The sequence below is a fragment of the Acidithiobacillus sp. genome (genome assembly GCF_023255755.1).
Taxonomy (GTDB): domain Bacteria; phylum Pseudomonadota; class Gammaproteobacteria; order Acidithiobacillales; family Acidithiobacillaceae; genus Acidithiobacillus.
Window position 1 is genome coordinate 1 of record NZ_JAGDVS010000019.1, and the last position, 14,848, is coordinate 14,848.

General features: G+C 57.9%; 17 protein-coding genes, 3 tRNA genes and 1 pseudogene. 8 read left to right on the top strand and 13 right to left on the bottom strand.

Annotation, left to right across the window (positions count from 1 at the left end):
* Positions 1-4: 4 nt before the first annotated feature.
* The 3 genes from Q0C48_RS01530 to Q0C48_RS01540 form a co-directional block, all read right to left on the bottom strand.
* A tRNA-Thr gene (locus Q0C48_RS01530) sits at positions 5-80 on the bottom strand.
* An 8-nt stretch (positions 81-88) separates the two neighbouring features.
* A tRNA-Gly gene (locus tag Q0C48_RS01535) sits at positions 89-162 on the bottom strand.
* Positions 163-216: 54 nt separating this feature from the next.
* Positions 217-301, bottom strand: a tRNA-Tyr gene (locus Q0C48_RS01540).
* Positions 302-531: 230 nt separating this feature from the next.
* Here Q0C48_RS01540 and Q0C48_RS01545 point away from each other — a divergent pair.
* The 3 genes from Q0C48_RS01545 (at position 532) to Q0C48_RS01555 (ending at position 3,364) form a co-directional block, all read left to right on the top strand.
* On the top strand, positions 532-1,173 hold the full coding sequence (locus tag Q0C48_RS01545; protein WP_291520865.1) for an OmpA family protein: 642 nt from the start codon (positions 532-534) through the stop codon (positions 1,171-1,173).
* Positions 1,174-1,270: 97 nt separating this feature from the next.
* Positions 1,271-2,953 carry a ubiquinone biosynthesis regulatory protein kinase UbiB gene (ubiB, locus tag Q0C48_RS01550; protein WP_291520867.1) on the top strand — a complete coding sequence of 561 codons (1,683 nt, stop codon included), beginning with the start codon at positions 1,271-1,273 and terminating at the stop codon, positions 2,951-2,953.
* Positions 2,954-3,010: 57 nt separating this feature from the next.
* A complete protein-coding gene (locus tag Q0C48_RS01555) occupies positions 3,011-3,364 on the top strand; it encodes a lipopolysaccharide assembly LapA domain-containing protein (protein ID WP_291520869.1) in 354 nt (117 codons plus the stop codon).
* 15 nt (positions 3,365-3,379) lie between these two features.
* Here Q0C48_RS01555 and Q0C48_RS01560 read toward each other — a convergent pair whose 3' ends face one another.
* The 10 genes from Q0C48_RS01560 to Q0C48_RS01605 all read right to left on the bottom strand — a co-directional run bounded on the left by Q0C48_RS01560 (position 3,380) and on the right by Q0C48_RS01605 (position 11,031).
* Complete coding sequence (locus Q0C48_RS01560) at positions 3,380-3,952, bottom strand: tetratricopeptide repeat protein (RefSeq protein ID WP_291520871.1); 573 nt, start codon at positions 3,950-3,952, stop codon at positions 3,380-3,382.
* A 162-nt stretch (positions 3,953-4,114) separates the two neighbouring features.
* Positions 4,115-4,453, bottom strand: coding sequence for a DUF2934 domain-containing protein (locus Q0C48_RS01565; protein ID WP_291520873.1), 339 nt, complete (start codon positions 4,451-4,453; stop codon positions 4,115-4,117).
* Positions 4,454-4,578: 125 nt separating this feature from the next.
* Entirely contained in the window at positions 4,579-5,022 is a 444-nt protein-coding gene (nusB, locus tag Q0C48_RS01570; protein WP_291520875.1) for a transcription antitermination factor NusB, read from the bottom strand.
* A gap of 10 nt (positions 5,023-5,032) precedes the next feature.
* Positions 5,033-5,497: a 6,7-dimethyl-8-ribityllumazine synthase gene (gene ribE, locus Q0C48_RS01575; RefSeq protein ID WP_291520876.1), complete on the bottom strand. Its 465-nt coding sequence runs from the start codon at positions 5,495-5,497 to the stop codon at positions 5,033-5,035.
* Positions 5,494-6,627 carry a 3,4-dihydroxy-2-butanone-4-phosphate synthase gene (gene ribB / locus Q0C48_RS01580; protein WP_291520877.1) on the bottom strand — a complete coding sequence of 378 codons (1,134 nt, stop codon included), beginning with the start codon at positions 6,625-6,627 and terminating at the stop codon, positions 5,494-5,496. Before ribB ends, ribE begins: the two co-directional genes overlap by 4 nt.
* Complete coding sequence (locus Q0C48_RS01585; protein WP_291520879.1) at positions 6,624-7,280, bottom strand: riboflavin synthase; 657 nt, start codon at positions 7,278-7,280, stop codon at positions 6,624-6,626. Before Q0C48_RS01585 ends, ribB begins: the two co-directional genes overlap by 4 nt.
* Positions 7,281-7,283: 3 nt before the next feature.
* Positions 7,284-8,384 carry a bifunctional diaminohydroxyphosphoribosylaminopyrimidine deaminase/5-amino-6-(5-phosphoribosylamino)uracil reductase RibD gene (gene ribD / locus Q0C48_RS01590; protein WP_291520881.1) on the bottom strand — a complete coding sequence of 367 codons (1,101 nt, stop codon included), beginning with the start codon at positions 8,382-8,384 and terminating at the stop codon, positions 7,284-7,286.
* Positions 8,374-8,865 carry a transcriptional regulator NrdR gene (gene nrdR, locus Q0C48_RS01595; protein ID WP_291520883.1) on the bottom strand — a complete coding sequence of 164 codons (492 nt, stop codon included), beginning with the start codon at positions 8,863-8,865 and terminating at the stop codon, positions 8,374-8,376. The genes ribD and nrdR overlap by 11 nt, the downstream gene beginning before the upstream one ends.
* A 6-nt stretch (positions 8,866-8,871) precedes the next feature.
* Positions 8,872-10,116 carry a serine hydroxymethyltransferase gene (gene glyA / locus Q0C48_RS01600; protein ID WP_291520885.1) on the bottom strand — a complete coding sequence of 415 codons (1,245 nt, stop codon included), beginning with the start codon at positions 10,114-10,116 and terminating at the stop codon, positions 8,872-8,874.
* Between the two features lie 135 nt (positions 10,117-10,251).
* Positions 10,252-11,031, bottom strand: coding sequence for a hypothetical protein (locus Q0C48_RS01605; RefSeq protein WP_291520887.1), 780 nt, complete (start codon positions 11,029-11,031; stop codon positions 10,252-10,254).
* Between the two features lie 194 nt (positions 11,032-11,225).
* On the opposite strand from Q0C48_RS01605, the gene Q0C48_RS01610 reads away from it, so the two are divergent.
* The 5 genes and pseudogenes from Q0C48_RS01610 to Q0C48_RS01630 form a co-directional block, all read left to right on the top strand.
* A complete protein-coding gene (locus tag Q0C48_RS01610; protein ID WP_291520889.1) occupies positions 11,226-12,377 on the top strand; it encodes a homoserine O-acetyltransferase in 1,152 nt (383 codons plus the stop codon).
* Positions 12,374-12,979, top strand: coding sequence for a methionine biosynthesis protein MetW (gene metW, locus Q0C48_RS01615; RefSeq protein ID WP_291520890.1), 606 nt, complete (start codon positions 12,374-12,376; stop codon positions 12,977-12,979). The genes Q0C48_RS01610 and metW overlap by 4 nt, the downstream gene beginning before the upstream one ends.
* 19 nt (positions 12,980-12,998) lie before the next feature.
* Complete coding sequence (locus Q0C48_RS01620) at positions 12,999-13,655, top strand: glutathione S-transferase family protein (protein ID WP_291520892.1); 657 nt, start codon at positions 12,999-13,001, stop codon at positions 13,653-13,655.
* A 47-nt stretch (positions 13,656-13,702) separates the two neighbouring features.
* A complete protein-coding gene (ubiE, locus tag Q0C48_RS01625) occupies positions 13,703-14,488 on the top strand; it encodes a bifunctional demethylmenaquinone methyltransferase/2-methoxy-6-polyprenyl-1,4-benzoquinol methylase UbiE (RefSeq protein ID WP_291520894.1) in 786 nt (261 codons plus the stop codon).
* Positions 14,489-14,583: 95 nt separating this feature from the next.
* Positions 14,584-14,848: pseudogene (locus Q0C48_RS01630) on the top strand (5-methyltetrahydropteroyltriglutamate--homocysteine S-methyltransferase); the annotation flags it as partial.

Consider the following 14,848-nt stretch of genomic DNA (forward strand, 5'->3'; position numbering starts at 1 on the left):
AATATGGAGCCCACAACCGGATTCGAACCGGTGACCTCTTCCTTACCAAGGAAGTGCTCTACCGACTGAGCTATGTGGGCCTGAACACTGGAGCGGGTGATGGGAATCGAACCCACACCATCAGCTTGGAAGGCTGAGGTTCTACCATTGAACTACACCCGCACAATAAAACTCGTAACTAAGCCCTGCGCTCAGCGCTAAATAAATTACAGCAATTGGTGGAGGGGGGAGGATTCGAACCTCCGAAGGCAGAGCCGTCAGATTTACAGTCTGATCCCTTTGACCGCTCGGGAACCCCTCCCACGATTAGCGGCGCATTGTGCCGCTTAGGCTTTTCTTTGTCAAGCGAGTTCGGCGGCTGCGGGTGTTTGGCCATTTCCGGCACAGTGGCCATCATTTTGATGATTTATGCGCATCTTGCGCCTTTGGCGCCTTGACAAAGTTGCCCATTTACAACATTCTCAATTATAGAGTGGTCAAGATTTTTTGCCGGGCAGCTTCGCCAGGGCTTGAGAGAGGAGGGTTTCAATAATGCAACATATTAAACGTATTACGCTGCTGGTTGCCATCAGCGGGGGCCTTTTAGCCAGCGCCGCCTATGCGGACGATGGCTACGTAGGTTATGCAATAGAACACGGCGCCAAACCCGTTGTCACCAGCACGGGTATCTGTGTACGTGGCGGACGCCCGGTCACTGATGGTCCTGTGCCCGCCTATTGTGCCCCTGCACCGGTCCCCGTGGCGGTCGCGCCGACGCCTCCCGCGCCAGCACCCGCTCCCATCGCACCTGTAGAGCGGACGATTCTGGTGAGCAAACCGATCACCATTACCGGAATTAACTTCAAGTTTGATTCATACAAGCTTCTGGACCATGACATCAAGGTCCTGGACCAAGTGGCTAGCTTTGCAAAAAACCACCCAGAGGCCGTACTCGACGTCAACGGCTATTGCAGCAAGGTGGGCAGTTACGCGTACAATCTTAAGCTGTCCAAGCGGCGTGCACAAAGTGTAGCGCACTACCTGACGCAACATGGGGTGACGAGCGATCGTATGGTCCTGAAAGGCCACTCCTACGACAATCCGGTCGCCACCAACGCTACCCGACAAGGTCGTTTCCTGAATCAGCGTGTGGAAATCAATTCCAGCATCAAGGTCCAGAAGACTGTTCGCTAACTTCTTCTCGGTGCTGCAAAGGCGGGTCCGCTGAGGCCCGCTTTTTTTACCACGACCACGGCGGTGCGCAGCGTCATTTCCATGGTAGACTAGCACCATGCGACAGTCCTTCCTTCGTTTTGTGCGTACGCTGCACATCACCCGCGTTCTAGTGCGTTACCGCCTGGACGATGTACTTTATTTTCTCCCTTTGTTAAAGCCCTATCAGGCCATTCTGCGCCTAAGCCCCATGGCTTGGATAGGACCGCGTCCGCAGGGCACTTTCGCCGAACGCCTGCGTGAGGCCTTGGAAACTCTGGGACCTACCTTTATCAAACTCGGACAAATGCTTTCAACCCGCCGGGATTTGCTTCCCGATCATATTACTCAGGAACTCGCGAAACTTCAGGATGCAGTACCCCCCTTCCCATCAAATGTCGCCCGGCAGATCATCGAGGCAGCGCTTGGCAAACCGATTGGAGCGGTCTTCTCTCAATTTGAAGATCAGCCTGCTGCTGCGGCGTCCATTGCCCAGGTACACTTTGGGCAGTTACTGGACGGCCGTGAGGTAGCAATCAAAGTCCGACGCCCAGGTCTGCAGCGGATTATTGATCAGGACCTGGCGATACTCGCCCTGCTCGCCGATCTCGCGGAGCGCTATTCTCAGGAGGGTCGTCGCCTGAGAATACGCGCGGTTGTCGCGGAATATGCCAAAACCATTCGCGGTGAACTGGATCTGCTGCGCGAGGCGGCCAATGCCAGCCAGTTGCGGCGTAATTTTGCTGCTGAGCCTGAGCTGCTCTATGTACCCGAAATATATTGGGATTACTGCGCACCCCCGGTATTAGTGATGGAACGCATTTATGGTATTCCCATCGGTCAGCGCGACGCACTGCGTGACGCGGGCATTGATTTTGACCAACTCTCGCGACGCGCCGCAGAAATCTTTTTCCGCCAGGTCTTTCGCGACGCGTATTTCCATGCGGATATGCATCCCGGCAACGTCTTTATTGATCCGAAGAATGGGCGCTTTATAGCCGTTGATTTCGGCATCATGGGGAGCCTGGATGATGCGAGCCAGCATTACCTCGCCGAAAATATGATTGCATTTTTTCGGCGCGACTACCGGCGCGTAGCGGAAGCGCATGTGGAAGCCGGATGGGTACCACCAGACACCAACGTACAGGATTTCGAAACAGCCATTCGTGCCATTGCGGAGCCGGTGTTTGAAAAGCCCCTGAATGAAATATCCGTCGCCAGTCTCTTGCTTCGTCTCTTCCAGACGACGCGCGCTTTTCAAATGCAAACTCAGCCACAACTCCTGCTGCTCCAAAAAACGCTGGTCAACGTCGAGGGCATTGCCCGCGATTTCAACCCAGCACTCAATATCTGGGAAATCGCCACGCCACTGCTGACGGAATGGCTCAGTCGCCAGCGCGGTCCGCAGGGCTGGTGGTCTGCGCTTAAACAATATTTCCCACAGTGGGGATTGGTGCTGCCCGAAATGCCGGTACTCCTGCACAATATCCTGCGCCAAGCCCAACAGGGAGAACTGCCCCTGGTGATTCGCAATAACGACATCGAGGGCATTCGGCGGGAACTGCATAATGGTTTGCAAACGCTTACCTATAGCGTAGGCGGCACGTTTATTGTGGTAGGCTTAGGCATTATCGCGGCGCTGGAGCATCGGCTGGATAGCCCAATACTCAATTTACCGGTATGGGCTTGGCTGATCATCCTGCCCACGGCACTCTGGGCCGGGACCAGGTGGGTGCGCAGCGTATTTTTCAGGCGTGGTTAAAGTATGTAAGTGACCATTACAACAAATACGCAACCAAGCAAGGGAAAGGAGGATGTCATGTGGATGGTGGTTTCTTTTTTGATTGCGGCACTGGCTGTCATCTTTGCAGTTCAGAACGGGGCACCCGCAACTATTCATTTCTTCTCGTGGACGTTTGCACAATCCCAGGGGGTAGTCCTGCTCAGTGGTTTCGTCGCCGGTTTTACTGCGAGCATGCTGATTTATCTACCCACGCACATCCGTAACAAGCTGAAAATCCGTCGTCATGAACGACGTGTGGCCGACCTTGAAGGGCAACTCAACGCAGAACGCGGCAAACGGGAATACATCGAAAAGGAACATGCCGCCGCCATGCGTGTCCAGAAAGGTAACGGCATAGCGGTCGGCAACACGGAAAAAAGCACTGACTAAATGATCAGGCGCACATCAAGGTGTGACTACGGTCTTTTTCTCGACAGCAGCCACCGATTGGTACTCCGGATGCAGACGCGCCAAAGTTGCCAGATTACTGGTGGCCTGGGCATTTCCGAGTGCTGCGGCCTTGTGCCACCAGAGGCTGGCCTTGCTGTAGTCCTGTGGTACCCCTTGCCCTAAGAAATAGAGATTACCCAAGTTGTACTGAGCGGCGGCAATACCCTGCGCTGCCGCCTTCTCCCACCAGTAAGCCGCTTTGGTCTTGTCCTTACTGACACCTTGCCCGAAATAATACTGCATGCCGAGATTATATTCGGCCTTGCCATAGCCATGGAGGGCAGCCTTATCAAACCACTGTGCGGCCAAACCATAATTTTGCGGAACCCCATCACCTAGGGCACAACGGGTGCCAATCGTGTTTTCAAGCTTGGCGGTGGTGAGATCGGCGGGCTGGGTAGTAGCCACATCCTCCAAGTCTGTCTTAGCGGCGATCTGCGCTTCGGCCAAGGGAACGGAAAGTACCAAAAGTGCTGCGCCACACGCAGCGAGGAGGGAACATTTACTGAAATTATGATGAGCGCGCATAGAAACTCCAGGCTGATTGACAATATCTTGCTGATGATGAGGTTACACCAAGAACCTCGTGCGTCGCCAGAAGTTTTTCTGGCGCCCGCCAAACCGGAATTTAGACAGGCCGCGACCAGCAGCGCACAGATATCCCCCTGCCGCGCAGCCGCATCAGACGCTTTAAGTGGATAGCTGAGCGTCGATCCAGGCCTCTGCTGCGTACCAGTCTGCCTGGCAGTCGCTTCCCGCAAAGCTGCGGGCCTCAGCAAGATAGTAGGCACGTTCAGCAATCATGCGCTGGCGATCCGCGGCAGAGACCGCGGGGGACTTCGAACGCCCGACACTACGCGGCATTTTGACCGGCGTGGCGTCCCCAGCCGGTTTACGGGCGCGAGCGGCGCGCGTTTTGGGCACAGCGGCTGCGTCCGGTGCCGTCGCGCGACGGACTGGCGCTGCCCTGGGATCCACCGAAACTTCCGTGGATTTTGTGACTCGTTTTTTAGGTTGCTCTTCCGCCATGGCTACACTCCTAGGAACATGGAAAAACCACTTTGTAGGTGATAGCACAAGATGGCAGAGTTTTCAAAGCCCAGGGTCAGACCATATCCACATCGGCAGAGCGAAAGCAGACTAGTTGCGATTTGTCAGCGACCAGCCTGCAAAGTCTCCGGAGCGCGCCATTTCTGCGCCAGCTTATCCAGGACTGCGTTCACAAAGCGATGGCCCTGCTCACCACCAAAGTCTTTACCCAGCTCTATGGCTTCATTGATGATCACCCGGTAGGGCGTTTGCGGATAGTCCCGCAATTCGTAGGCCGCCAGGCGAAGAATCGCCCGTTCGACTTCGCTGACCTCATCGGCCCAGCGGCGATCCTGAACTTCCTGGGCAATGGCGGGATCCAGCTCGGGGATTGCGGCACAAACCCCTTGCCAGAGACTTTTGAAGAAAGCGACATCGGCGCCCTGCAAACGCTCAGGGTCGGAGGTAAATTGCAACTCGATCTCGGTGCAGTGGCCGGGATTCATCTGCCACTGATAGAGGGCCTGAACGGCAGCTTGACGCGCCAAACGGCGGCGACTGATTTTCATGGAGTGCTGTTCAGATCTGACGCAACAACTGCACCATTTCCAGCGCAGTCATAGCAGCATCAAAGCCCTTATTACCCGCTTTAGTTCCGGCGCGCTCAATGGCCTGCTCAATGCTATCCGTGGTCAGCACCCCAAAAATCACCGGGACTCCCGTATCCATGGATACCTGAGCCACACCTTTGGACACTTCGGCCGCGACATAATCAAAATGCGGGGTACCCCCGCGAATCACCGCACCCAAACAAAGCACCGCATCATAATTACCACTGCGCGCCAGTTTCTGCGCGACCAGCGGCATTTCATAAGCACCCGGCACATAAACGACGTGAAGCTGTTCTTCTTTTGCACCGTGACGGCGCAACGCGTCGATGGCACCCTTCTCCAGCTGCTGGGTGATAAAGCTGTTGAAGCGGCCGACCAACAGGGCAAAACGATGTTCACCAGCCTGCAAACTGCCTTCGATATGACGAATCATGACTCATCCTCGGATACTTCCTGAAAGGGACGTTGGTCGACGATCTCCAGACCGAAGCCGCCGATACCACGGTATTGAAACTGGCTGTCGCTAAGGACCATCGCCTGATGTACCCCCAGATCAGAGAGAATCTGGGCGCCGATACCAAAGGTGCGCAGAACGCGCCCAGCGTCTCCGGCCTGACCAGGCCCCTTGGGCTTTTCAGGCAGCGCGGCAACATCCCGCAGGAGTTCTTCGACACTCTCCTGATGGTGGAGGTAGACCAGCACGCCACGACCTTCCGCGGCGATCCGCCGCAAAGCAATGGTGTTTGGACTGGCTTCACCGGCGAACAGATCATTCAATGTTTTGCCAACCTGTACCCGCACCAGTACGGGTTCATCACGCGCTTCCAGGTCGCCGAGGACTAGGGCGAAGTGCGTTTCACGGGCAACCCAATCACGATAGACATGGAGCTGAAAGTCGCCGTATGGGGTGTGCCACGGACCACTCGCCTCACGCTGTACGATTCGCTCTCGTTCCAGGCGGTAGCGGATCAGATCGGCAATGGTGCCAATTTTGAGGCCATGTTCTGCCGCATAGGGGAGCAGGTCAGGCAAACGCGCCATTTCGCCGTCGGTGTTGAGAATTTCGCAGATGACGCCAGCGGGTTTGCAGCCAGCCAGCCGGGCAAGGTCTACTGCCGCTTCCGTATGACCGGCACGAACCAGTACACCCCCGGCTTCCGCCGCCAAGGGGAAGATGTGACCGGGCATCACGATGTCCTCGGGGCCGGCGTCATCGGCAATGGCCGCCTGAATCGTCACCGCGCGGTCGGCGGCGGAAATGCCGGTGGTGACACCGCGGGCGGCCTCAATCGAGACCGTAAACGCGGTGCCTAAGCTGGCGGTGTTGTGGCCCACCATCTGTGGAAGACGCAATTGCTCGCAACGCTTGCGGGTGAGGGGCAGGCACACCAGACCACGCGCCTGGGAGACCATGAAGTTGATGGCAGCGGGCGTCACAAACTCCGCCGCCATAATGAGGTCGCCTTCGTTTTCACGCCCCTCATCATCCATCAGGATCACCATGCGTCCGGCGGCGATGTCGGCGATGATTTCCTCGGCGGGGCTGATATTGGCACTGCTCATACGGGGAACCCTTTTGCGGCCAGCGAATCGCGCGTAATTTCGGATTTTAACCCGGACCTGGGGCCCGTGACCACCCAGCGCTCCAGATAGCGGGCGATGAGATCCACCTCCAGATTGACGGCATGCCCCGATCGCCACTGCGCGGCCGTCGTCTGCGCCAGCGTATGGGGGATGACGTTGAGCATGAACGTGTCACCACGGAGCCCGTTGACGGTCAGGCTGATACCGTCCACACAGATGCTACCCTTGGCGGCGATATAACGCAGCAGATCCGGCGGCGCAGCGATGGCAAATACCTGCGAACGTCCCGACACGCTCACTTCGCGAATATGTCCGACACCATCCACATGGCCAGCGACCAGATGGCCTCCCAGGCGATCGGCCAGACGCAAGGCTTTTTCCAGATTGACCGGGCTGCCCGCCTTGAGACGCCCAAGAAGGGTTTTGTCGAGGGTCTCAAGGGAGACATCGACAGCAAAAGCGTCGCACTGGAGTTCCACCACCGTCAGGCAAACGCCGGAAACCGCAATACTGTCGCCCAACTGGACATCACTAAGATCAAGTTTCCCGACAGCGACGGTCAGCCGTAGGTCGCCGCTCTGGGGCTGCATCCCGCGGATCTGGCCCAAGCCCTGAATAATACCGGTAAACACCACTTATCGCTCCTGCGGACGCAACGTCCACTTGATATCGTCGCCCAGTTGAGTGATATTGATCACCGACCAGCGCGGCACCTCCGCGAGATTCGCGTAGGGGCCGGTCGCGAGCACCGGTCGCGCGTCCTGCCCGAGCAGCAGCGGTGCCACATAGAGCAGCCATTCGTCGACCAAATTGGCTGTGAATAAGGAAGCAGCGATGCCTGGCCCCGCTTCTACCAAAATATCATTCAATTCCCGCTGGGCGAGCATGGTCATCACTTCTTGCCAGTCCAACTCCCCTCCCGTTCCACGACAAGAGAGCAACTCCGCACCGGCAGCGCGCAGCGCTTCCTGAGTAGCGCTTGGAGCATCCGGATAGTGACAAATCCATACCGCGCCCGGCGTACTAAAAAGCGCCGCATCGGGGGGGGTACGCAAGTGGGTGTCCAAAACGATTTTCACCGGATAGCGCTGCGAGGCCACCTCCAGGCGTGGCGCCAGGCGGGGATTATCGGCCAGTACCGTGCCGATACCGACAAGGATGGCACTGGCGCGCGCCCGCTCCTGCTGCACATCTGCGCGCGCTGCCTCCCCCGTCAGCCATTGGCTTTGCCCGTTGGCGAGCGCCACCCGGCCATCCAGACTCATGGCCTGCTTGAGCCGCACCCACGGACGGCCATGGCGCATCCGCTGCAAAAATCCGGGATTCAGGGCTTCCGCCGCCGCCCCCAGACAACCCTCGTCAACCACAACTCCGGCAGCGCGCAAATATTCCACGCCGCGCCCGGCCACCAAAGGATTGGGGTCGCGCATAGCAATCACTACCCGCGCCACACCCGCTGCAACCATCGCATCCGCACAGGGCGGGGTGCGGCCCTGATGGCTACAGGGCTCCAGGGTGACATAAGCGGTGGCACCACGCGCGGCATCGCCCGCTTCCGCAAGTGCGAACACTTCGGCATGCGGTTTGCCGGCCTGTAAGTGGGCGCCCCGCCCGACGACAGATCCATTTTTGACCAGCAAGGCCCCCACACGCGGATTGGGATGTGTGCTGTAGAGTCCCTGCTCTGCTAGTACCAGGGCCTCCCCCATGAAGACAACATCCTGCTCAGTCGTCACGAGCCGCGTCGGCTCCCTCGCCGGGGACCGCTCCCTCTTTCATCCGTGCGATTTCGGCACTGAAGGCGTCGACATCTTCAAAGCGTCGATAGACCGAGGCAAAACGCACGTAGGCGACGGGGTCAAGGTCCCGCAAAGCCTCCATCACCAGTTCGCCAATGAGACGCGCCGGAATCTCCCGCTCACCGCGTTCGCGGATCCGCCGCTGGATCATCCGCACGGCAGCATCCACCCGCGCCGTCGCTACCGGTCGTTTGCTCAGCGCCCGGGTCAAGCCCCGCTGGAGTTTGTCTTCGCTGAAGGATTCGCGTCGCCCATCGGTCTTGACGACCATAGGCAGCGCCAACTCTGCCCGTTCAAAGGTGGTGAAGCGTTGCCCGCACTCCGGACATTCGCGCCGCCGCCGTACACTCCCGCCATCATCCGCGAGGCGGGAATCCACCACGCGGGTATCGGCGTAGGCACAGAACGGACAGCGCATGAATACTTAGCCGTACACCGGGAACTGATGGCAGAGGGCCTTCATGTCCGCCTGGACCCGTTCAATGACCGATGTATCGCCGGTCGCATCCAGGACATCCGCAATGCAGTTACCCAGATGATGCATTTCGGACTCGCCAAAACCACGCGTGGTGGCTGCGGGTGTACCGATACGGATACCACTGGTGATCGCCGGCGGACGCGTGTCGAAGGGCACGGCATTCTTGTTGACGGTGATGTTAGCCTGCCCCAGTGCCTCTTCCGCCTCTTTACCCGTAACCTTCTCGCCCAGGTTCAGCAAGAAGAGATGGTTGTCGGTGCCGCCCGAAACTGCACCATAACCACGTCCGGTAAGCACATTGCTCAGGGTTTGCGCATTGTGGATGACTTGCTGCTGATACACCTTGAACTCCGGCTGCAATGCTTCGCGGAAGGCAACGGCCTTGGCGGCGATGACGTGCATCAGTGGCCCCCCCTGTAAACCTGGAAAAATCAGGGAGTTCACCTTCTTGGCATACTGTTCCCGACAGAGGATCAAACCACCGCGGGGTCCGCGCAAGGTTTTGTGGGTGGTGGAGGTGACAAAATCCGCATGGGGCACCGGACTGGGATGCAGACCCGCGGCCACGAGACCGGCAATGTGCGCCATGTCCACCAGCAGATAGGCGCCGATGCTGCGGGCAATCTCACCGATGCGGGCGAAGTCGATAACGCGTGAGTAAGCGCTGGCACCCGCGACGATCATCTTCGGACGTTCCTGCTCCGCCTGCTCCGCCATGGCGTCATAATCGATACGGCCATCTTCCGCGCGCACCCCATAAGCCGCAACCTGAAAGAGTTTACCGGACACGTTCACCTTGGCGCCATGGGTCAGATGGCCACCGTGGGCCAAACTCATACCCATAATCTTATCGCCAGGCTGGAGCACGGAAAGATAGACCGCCTGATTGGCCTGCGAACCGGAGTGGGCCTGGACGTTGGCATGTTCGGCGCCAAAAAGCTCCAAGGCACGGTCAATGGCCAACTGCTCGGCAATGTCCACATACTCGCAGCCGCCGTAGTAGCGCTTGCCCGGATAGCCTTCCGCATATTTATTGGTCAGCACCGAGCCCTGCGCGGCCATCACCATGGGACTGGCGTAGTTTTCAGAGGCGATGAGTTCGACATGATCTTCCTGGCGCCGAGTCTCCTTGCGCATAGCGTCCCATAGTGCAGGATCGAAATCAGCAATGGTCAGGGTTTTGGAAAACATGGCCGAACTCCTTAGAACTTTAGAAAAAATAGGGGTAAACACTAATGGATGCACGCGATCACGGCAAGGGTGAAAAATTGGCGCATGCCATGAATTTCTTTCATCCTATGTCCATGGTCGAGACACGCCTTGGATTCAGATCTTGATGCGCACTGGCTGTGGGTGGCCCTGTAAAACGAACTTCGGTGCCGCCTTTTCTTTCTTGCCACGGCGTGGCCGCTGTTTGTCCGCAAAAATATCCTGATAGGCCACATAAATGACCGGCGGACCAAGCACCCAGACCACCAAACCCAGCCACAACTGCGAGAAGGACGGCATCAATACATTACTGATCAAAATAATCGCCCAGAGGGCGATGAGAGGATCGCGCAGTTCCGGCCGGAAAATCAGCGTTAGGGTAGTTTCCACCTCAGACTCCAGCCAGCCATGTCCTTTGTGCAAGGCCAGGGCTATCCCGAAAAAGGCGGGCGAAAACCAGAAGTAGGGCATGAGCGCGAGGTCGGAAAAACGCTCGCCGAAAGCAAACCACCAGCCCCAAAATCCCTGCCCCAATCCCGATCCGTCATTCCAGGGCATCCGGATCCCCGCGAGAATTCCTCCCATGACCACCACATCCTGGCCAAATTCGAAAATCATGCCAAACACCGCGAACACCATGCCCCACAACACCGCCACATGCAGTGCGTGCCGAATTTGCTGCGGGGTGTATTCCTCCCCCTCACTGCGCCCGGCGATGCGCAGACCGACCAGCAGTCCAAGCGGTGCCAGCGCGTCCATAAGCCAACCCGGGAACGGAATGGCGGTGAAGAGCATAGCCCCTGCGGCGAAGGCGAGCCAAGGCTTGGGGCGCGCCGCCACCAACTCGGCCCCTCCTTCCACCCAGGTCACCATTCGATTCAACCATTTCCAAGCCAAAGTGCTGCTCCCGGACTGAGGGCAAACGAACTGCGCACCACCCTCGTGCCAGATCGAGACAATCCTTTGCCATTTTAGCCAAGAATATGCGCCATTACAAAAACCGGTTCGCCCAGGCAGTCGCGACGCTATCTTGTGGCCAGCGGCTGGCGCGATTAGACTCTTTCAGCTTTCCCTATAAAACAAAGTGCGCAATGCCAGCAGAAATACCCGCTGATTCCGTAGGACTGGTAACCCCGCAGACCGTGACCTTTTCGGCACCTCTGGAGTTGGAGTGTGGCCGCGCCCTGCCCGGCTACACCCTCAGCTATGAGACCTACGGCACCCTCAATGCACAGCGGAACAATGCCATCCTGCTCTGCCACGCCCTTTCCGGCGACCACCATGCGGCCGGTTACCACAGTATGGACGATCGCAAGCCGGGCTGGTGGGAGCACCTGCTGGGGCCAGGTAAGGCCATGGATACTGAGCGCTTTTTCTTCGTCTGCGCCAACTTCATCGGCTCCTGCAAAGGCTCGACGGGGCCGGCCAGCATCAATCCGGAAACAGGCACACCCTGGGGACTGGATTTCCCCATGGTCACGGTGCGCGACTGGGTGAAGACTCAGGCAGAGCTCGCTGAACATCTGGGTATTGCGCAGTGGGCAGCTGTCGTCGGCGGTAGCCTGGGGGGCATGCAGGTTATGCAATGGACGATGGATTACCCGGAACGCTTGCGTCATGCGGTCGTTATCGCCGCGGCATCCAAGCTCACCGCGCAGAACATTGCATTCAACGAGGTCTGCCGCCAGGCCATCATGACCGATCCGGACTTTCATGGCGGACGCTACTATGCCCACGACACCAAGCCCCGGCGCGGACTGTCACTGGCGCGCATGATCGGACACATCACCTACCTTTCCGACAATGCCATGCGCACCAAGTTCGGCCGCGACACCCGCGGCGGCAAGGCCTTTTCCTTCGGCTTCGACGTGGATTTCGAGGTAGAGAGTTACCTGCGTTATCAGGGCTCCAGTTTTGTTGAGCACTTCGATGCCAACAGTTATCTCTATATCACCAAGGCGTTGGACTACTTTGATCCGGCCAACGCTTTTGGCGGGAACCTGGCCGAAGCGTTCGCCTCAACACAGGCAGCCTTTCTGGTGATCTCCTTCAGTTCAGACTGGCGCTTCTCGCCGGAGCGCTCGCGTGAAATCGTGCAGGCCCTGTACACCTGCAATCGGGATGTCAGTTATGCCGAGATTGAGGCGGAGCACGGCCACGATTCTTTCCTGATGCCCATTCCACAATATGTGGCCGTGCTCCGCGCCTATCTGGGGCGCGTTGCTGAAGAGGTGGGAGCATGACTCTGCGTAAGGATCTGGCGATCATTGCCGACTGGATTACGCCGCAAAGCCGCATCCTCGACCTGGGTTGCGGGGAGGGCGAACTGCTGGCCTACCTGCGCGCTGAAAAGGGCGTGCAAGGTTATGGCGTGGAAATTGAGGAGGCGCGGGTGGTGGCGGCCATACGCCGCGGCATACCAGTGATTCAACAGGACCTCGATCAGGGTTTGCGTAATTTTGCCGATCACAGCGTCGATACGGTAGTCCTTTCCCTGACCCTGCAAGCCTCAACCTATCCGCGTGAACTGCTGTTGGAGATGCTGCGGGTCGGACGCGAGGTCATCGTCACCTTTCCCAATATGGGGCACTGGCATGCGCGCTGGCAACTGGGTGTCCGTGGCCGCATGCCCATGACAGACGTTTTACCCCATACGTGGTACGATACGCCCAATATCCATCTGTGTACGATCCGTGATTTCGAGTCGCTGTGCCATGATAACGGGATTGCAATCCATCAGCGGGTCGTATTGAACGAGCGGCGTCGCGAAACCTGGCGCAATCGCCTGTTGCCCAATCTGTTTGGCGAGGTGGCCCTCTATCGTTGCGCCCTGATGGCGCGCTGACCCGCTGCAGGAGAACGCCATGTCACTGGAACTCATCAGCTTTCCTCTCTGCCCTTATGTGCAACGCTCAGTCATCACCCTGCTCCACAAGCAGGTGGGCTTCACCCTCACCCACATTGATCTGGCGCACAAACCCGAGTGGTTTCTGGCCCTGTCGCCCCTGGGCAAAGTCCCCTGCCTGAAGATTGATGAACACACCGTACTTTTCGATTCGCAGGTCATCAATGAATATCTGGACGAAACCATCGTCCCCGTGCTGCATCCTGCAGACCCTTTGGAACGGGCACAACACCGCGCCTGGATTGCTTTCGGCAGCGAAATACTGAGCGACCAACTCCAGATGATGATCGCCCAGGGGGAAGAGCGTTTCGCCGCCTCCAGTCGCCAGCTTTTTGACAAGCTGGATCGGCTGGAAAAAATCGTGGGGGACGGCCCCTTCTTTGCCAGTGAGAACTTCAGCCTGGTAGACGCTGCACTGGCACCACTGTTCATGCGCATGGAAATCCTCCATGCCCTACGCCCATTGCCGCGCTGGGAATCCTTGGGCAAACTGCGACGCTGGACGGCTTTGCTCATGGAGTTGCCGGAAGTCGCCGGCTCGGTAACTGCGGACTTTCCGGATCGTTTGCGCAACTACATCAGTGAGAGGGGCAGTCTGTTTTTGCGTTCTGCCTGAGCCACTGTCGCACCACAAATTCGCCCGAAGTGTAAGGAGTAGACCGTATGAGCGAGCATCACGAAAACGAGAAACCGAGCCAGCCTCTGGTGCCGACCACCCATTTCGGCTACCAGGAAGTGCCGGAAACAGAGAAGGAACAGCTCGTCAAGGGGGTTTTCAGCAGCGTCGCCAGTAAGTATGACCTGATGAATGACCTGATGTCTCTCGGGGTGCATCGCTTGTGGAAACGCTTTACCGTCGATCTCGCCCGTCCCCGGCCAGGGCAGCGGGTGCTTGATCTGGCGGGCGGCACGGGCGATCTCGCGGCGGCGATTTACCCCAGGGTCAGGCCCAATGGCTCCATTGTCGTTTCCGACATTAACCCGGAAATGCTCGCGGTGGGCGAAAACCGCCTGGCCGACAAAGGCATCATCGCCGGAATAGAATTTGTGGAGGCCAATGCCGAGGAACTCCCCTTTCCCGACCGCGAATTCGATCTCGTCACCCTTGCCTTCGGTATTCGTAACATGACTCATCCGGAACGGGCCTTGAGTGAAATTCACCGGGTACTGAAGACCGGCGGGCGGGCACTAATCCTCGAATTCTCCCACCCGCGCTGGCCGGGATTGCAGAGCATTTACGATCTCTACTCTTTCAATCTGCTGCCGCGCATCGGTGAATTCATCGCCAACGACCGGGAAAGCTATCAATATCTGGTGGAGTCCATTCGCCGATTTCCCGACCAGGAAACCTTCAAGATGATGATGGAAGATGCCGGGCTGGCCCGAGTAGAAGTGTTCAATCTATCTGGCGGCATTGTCGCTCTGCATCGCGGATTCCGGATGGATTAATGAATATTTTTCATCACCATCCCTAAAAATTCCCTCTTGAGCCTGCTGGCTCAGCAGGGCATCATGGCGACAATTTTCGCAGAGGAGTAATGCCCATGACATCGGTCCACAGTCTCGGTTTTCCCCGTATCGGCCACAAGCGTGAGCTGAAAAAGGCGCTGGAAAGCTTCTGGTCCAAGGAGATTGACGAGAAGGAACTACAATCGCGCGCTGCCGGGTTGCGCGATCGCCACTGGCGGATTCAGCAGACCTGCGGCATGGATCTGGTGCCAGTAGGCGATTTCAGCCTCTACGACCACATGCTCGACATGAGCTGCACTCTGGGCGCTATTCCGCCGCGTTACGGCTTCTCCGGTGACC